This window comes from Jeotgalibaca caeni, from assembly GCF_028863945.1.
Taxonomy (GTDB): Bacteria; Bacillota; Bacilli; order Lactobacillales; family Aerococcaceae; genus Jeotgalibaca; species Jeotgalibaca caeni.
The window spans coordinates 1-4776 of sequence record NZ_JARBEA010000094.1 but is presented as its reverse complement, the minus strand read 5'-3'; the positions used below and the strand labels follow the sequence as shown (position 1 = coordinate 4776).

The 4776-nt window shown below is 35.6% G+C and carries 2 protein-coding genes; both read right to left on the bottom strand.

Going from position 1 to position 4776, the window contains the following annotated elements; translation table 11 throughout:
- Positions 1–160: 160 nt before the first annotated feature.
- The gene (locus tag PVE40_RS12320; RefSeq protein WP_274732233.1) at positions 161–3301 is read right to left on the bottom strand and encodes a glycosyl hydrolase family 2 protein; all 3141 of its coding nucleotides are present in this window, start codon (positions 3299–3301) and stop codon (positions 161–163) included.
- Positions 3302–3350: 49 nt separating this feature from the next.
- Positions 3351–4661: an FAD-dependent oxidoreductase gene (locus PVE40_RS12315; RefSeq protein ID WP_274732232.1), complete on the bottom strand. Its 1311-nt coding sequence runs from the start codon at positions 4659–4661 to the stop codon at positions 3351–3353.
- Positions 4662–4776: the final 115 nt, after the last annotated feature.

Here is a 4776-nt window from a genome sequence, read left to right as displayed (position 1 = left end):
GTGCAGGGATACAGATAGAATAATAGCGCCACAATACGCTTTTAGTGAATATTTAGGAAAACTATGAATTATTCAGGTCTTTTTATGTGTCTAAAGAAATTCCTCGTATAACACAACAGTAGTAATAGTTTCCAAATAAATAATCATAAGATTTAATGAATTATGCTCTTTTATGAAGGATGGGCGCAGATAATACACCGAACTCTTTCAAACAATAATTATAGGTAAACTTATCACCATTCGTACGCCAAGAATTTGGGCCAAACCATTTCATATGCGAATCAGATAAGTGGACTTGCCCGAAGGTATTAAATCGGTTTCCATATGCGGTAATAAGGATGGTATATTTTCCATGCAGTTCTCCTAAATCAATTTGATAAGGCGACAAGAATACATTTCCCACTTCTACTCCATCCAATGCAACAGAGAGCAAGCCTGCTCGATACTTAGGGAATTCTAAGACATAACTCCCCTGTTCAACATCAATTTCACAATGATAGGTGATATTACCTCCATAAAATGGAAACCCTTGATTATGGATACTTCTAAATTCTAAGTTTTTCTGTAATTCGATTATTTTGGCCTGGCTACCCAGTACTTCTACTCCAAAATCCCCAATGATATAAAGCCATTCTAAATTACTCTTATGGTGATACTCCATGGAAACAATAAGGGTGTTTTCACCCTTCTTAATGACAGGTAAATCAACCAAGTAAATAGATTTATCAACAAAAAATCCGTTTACTTCCATAGTGCATATGTGGCCGTTTAAAGTTACTTTCGCTTTTTCGGGGTATTCGATAGCAAGTTTCGCTCCGAAAAAATCAAGATCCGAATTAAAAGTATAACGTAGCTTCAGCTGATGGATATTCCCTATAGGTTCTTGTTCCACCCATGGCTGTGCACTTCCATCCATTTTTAGTGGATATCCTAATTGGTTTCTTAGAATATTATCGATTCGTAAAATCTCTTCTTTCTGATGATAGACATCCTCTCCATCCAGACAATATTCGGCTTGATCTAACATTAAGACATTATCTTCTTCTAAAGAATAATCGTTAATTTTATTGATAATGAAAGATTCTTTAAGCTCTTTGCTATCATCCCTTTTTACTACTTCTTTTCCTTCTCTGCTGTAAACTTCAGTACTTTCCATATTGCTTAAGTATAATAGTAAACTATCCTGGTCATACATTAATTGATCAATAGTCGTCTTCCCATCGTGAAAAGTAACCTTTAAAGTTGATGATTCTCCTGTCAGAGGATTCAGCAAAGTAGCCTTAAAAGACCCACTAATATCAATCGTTATTTTTTTCTGTACTACTGAATCAAGGTTTTTCATTCTTTTTCCATGAGCAATAAATAAGATTTGATCTTTATTTACTTGTCTTAATTGATAAAGAAAATCATCGGTTCGTTTTCCATCACTATTATGAATATCAATGATACGATTAACTTCTACTTCTTTCATTAAATCTCTTTGGACAAAGTTAATCAATTTGAAATTTTCTTCTAAGGCTTTTTTCTTTTCTGCTAAAAGAGGGAGTGAGTCCTGATACAAAGGAAATTGATCCATAAAGATAATATTTCCACCAGCTAATTGAAACTCTTTTAAGTAATCAAGCGTTTTTGAGCGTAGTGTTACATTACCTGGTACAATAATTGTATCATAAGCCATTTTTCCTATACGGAATTGGGAGCCTTCTACTTGTACCAAAAGTTTTTCAAGTAACGCTTCTGAAATGAAGTCAAAGTCAATCAATCCGAACAAAAGCCATTCAGTAATTTGTTGAAATTGCTTTTCTAGTTTATTTCTCATCTCTCCAGTTTTTTCATCGGTTCCATAGAAAAGCCAATAGCTCTCAATCGGATGAATAACTCCTACTTTAACGTTAGGACTTCCTTGCTTTAAAGCAACATTTAATCTTCCATAGTAATCTTCTAAGGCATTATATTTTTTATACCATGGAGACTGATAAAAAATGGATGCAGGATAATCTCGTTTTGCTTCTCCTGCCATAGATACCCAAGAAAGATGCGGTACTCGATGTGTGACTCCTAAAGCTGCCTGCCAATCTCCTTGTAACTTATGATTTCTGAAATCGTAATCCCAGTTAGTTACACCATATAATTCACTCATTATTTCGTTATTCCCCATTTGATGAGCAACACTCTGTGCCTGCTTCGCAGATGTGTATTCGTAGTCATTACATAGCATGTCGATCCCCGGCACATCAAATGCAAGATAATTTCTCATAGCGTCTCCAATAATCTTAGTTTGAGATGCCAATGTTGGTTCCCCCACCATATGTCCTGTTAATTTGATATTATGTTTCCTACACCATTCTCCAATTGTATAGCTATATGATTCTGCAAATAAAGTTGCTATATGATTGTGAAAGCGATATCGTGTTGGGGACACTTGCTCATCTTCTAAATCCCAGAAAACTTCTGGCAAATGATCTATGAATGATTCCTGATATTTCGCAAAATAGCTTTCTTCAAAATCAATTGTATAGGGGATAATCAAATCTTCTTTGCTATCTGCATACAATAATCTCGAGGAATGCGTTAATTGCGGTTCATCAGTAAAAATAGCAGGAATCGTGTTTCCAAAATACTCACCCACCTTAGTATAATAAGCTTCATACGTACTTTCAATAAATGCATTTACCGCTTCTTTGTTTAATGTATCTAGATAAGCTTGATTATTAAACCAAGAATCGTCAGCATTGATATCTAAATAAGCATACCAGACATTTTCCCCTGTTTCCTGATCTGATAACTTTTTATATCTGGTCAGATAACCATCTTCAATTTGAATATCATATTTCGCAATTAAACAAGCCTTTTCCGAAAGTTTCGATCTTACAATCCCACTGCTATCTGTGATAATAATTTCTTTCCCATTAGCATTTTGCAGAAAATTTTCTCTTTCACTTTCTTTCTCTTTTGGATTAGGTGTCAAGACGATGAATCTTCCACGGAATTCATCAGTTTTGGTTATGATTCCTCCTGCATATCCAGATGGCCATCTATCTTCATCATATAGATATGCCTTCATATCTTGCTCTTCTGCTTTTTTCACGCATGCTCTCACCAAATCCATAAATTCTTCTCCCAGATATTCGGTCGCCATGCCTGTTCGAGAATGCATGATAAATCCTCCCATTCCCATCTCCTTAAAATAATTTAACTGTCCTAATAATTCATCTTTTTCTAGTTTTTTGTTCCATGCCCAGAATGGTGCCCCCCTATGTTCAGAGGATGGCGATTGAAATTTCTTTAGCAGTTTTTCCACATTATCTCACCTCATAATTTGCTATTATTATTTTCATCTTGTAAAAACCTTATCTAGAATCAGCTAGATTAATTTCCTTTTCCGGTATGATTGCACCTATTTCTTTCAACTTTTTCCGAAGCTGAGAAATAGAAACATCTTTTACATCTAATCCTTCCTGTGTAGCAAGAGCTGCAGCAACGCCTGCAACTTGCCCAGTTGCCATGGAAGAAGCCTGCACTCGATAAGCACTGTTAGCGTCCTGGTCTCCAGAAATACTTCTACCTGCAACTAATAGACGTTTCGATCCTTTAGGGATTAGAGCCCCATAAGGGATGGTTGGGAAAGTATTTTCTTTTAGCTTAATTATTTTAATTCCTTCTGGAATATGAAGATCAATTGGATAGAATGAATAACATACTGCATCATCATACATATATCCTTCACCATATTTTTCCACTGTAATGGTGTCTTCTCCTACAACGCGATAGGTTTCTCGAATCCCTGTTTCCTCACCAGCATGTTTTACATATAAGTTTTCTAGTCCTGGGTACGACCTTAGAAAGTGGACAAGGAGCATCAATTTTTTACGGCCTGCTTTTTCCGCAGTAGTACGACCTTGAGAGGTTGAGCCATCTACATTGGTAATATGCATCAAAATTTGATAATTACTAATTTGCCTATATAAGTTTCCACCTTGGATATCTTCTTTTAATATAACTCCCTCCTCAATGGATGTTCTGACAAACTCATTGAAAATTTCTTCGTCAATATTCTGAATATCATAGCCGTCTAAGGTGTTCATCAATGATCCCGGTTGGAGTTCATCTGATTTAATCCTTTCATATTTCATCATTCCAACAACATTTAAATCTCCTGTTGTATCGATGACATAATTTGCTTTTACAGCCCACATACCCTCTTTTGATGTGAACACTAAATAGATTCCATCGTCTCTTTCTTCCGCATAGGAAATCATGGTATGGAAGAGCAATTCAACCTTCGATTCTTCACACATTTCATCTAATACCGTTGAATAAGTATAAATATTAACTCGTATTTGATGTTGCCAATGCGCAGGAGGTACAGAAGAAAAATCAGGTAATTTAACATTATCTAACTTCGTGGTACGTTCAATTGCTTCCCAACACGGTCCATTAATAATTTGTTTTCCCCATGCATGAAAGAGGCCTGGAAAGTTTACATACGCATTTGTAGTAGTTCCACCAAGTCTTCCAGTTTTCTCTACTAATAATGTTTTTGCTCCTTGTCTGCTCGCTGAAATAGCTGCAAATGTTCCCGACGGTCCTCCTCCGATTATTGCAACGTCTACTTCTTTTAATATCTTGATGTTTTCTTTTATATGGTAGAAATTTTCCATGTGTATCTTCCCCTTTCATATTGTAATTGCTTTCATTGTTTGATTTGTCAATTTAAGCTAGACAAAGTAGATTCGTCTAGGTAACTCAAAAACACTTCTAGTGGCGTCTGGTAAT

What these genes read in the sequence shown, in the direction of transcription:
- PVE40_RS12315 (WP_274732232.1), bottom strand. Translation starts at nt 4,661, where the DNA reads ATGGAAAATTTCTACCATATAAAAGAAAACATCAAGATATTAAAAGAA.